Here is a 308-nt window from a genome sequence, read left to right as displayed (position 1 = left end):
CATTAAGCCAATATCTCGAATTAACATATTATAATATGTTCGTAATGGAACGAATGTTCACAATTTATTACATCGATTGTAATAATTATCGCAAGTTAATGCCAGACATCTGCCGAGGTATACCTGCAGTCATGTGCGCTCGGCATCATCTGCTGCTCGCAATCCTCGGAGGACATCTACTATGGCTCAGCTTGACGGTACCGCAGGTCCCGATCGCCTCCTTGGCACCCCTGCCGACGATGTGATCAACGGCTTCGCCGGCAATGACACCCTCCTTGGATTTGCCGGGAACGATCAGATCAACGGCG

1 pseudogene is annotated in these 308 nt (G+C 48.7%); it reads left to right on the top strand.

The features are described from left to right. Positions 1-181: 181 nt before the first annotated feature. Positions 182-308, top strand: a pseudogene (locus tag MFF64_RS36735) (calcium-binding protein); the annotation flags it as partial.

Origin of the sequence: Methylobacterium frigidaeris, assembly GCF_022179185.1 — a bacterium.
GTDB lineage: Bacteria > Pseudomonadota > Alphaproteobacteria > Rhizobiales > Beijerinckiaceae > Methylobacterium > Methylobacterium frigidaeris.
The sequence above is the reverse complement of the archived record's forward strand: the minus strand, read 5'-3'. Positions and strand labels throughout refer to the sequence as shown.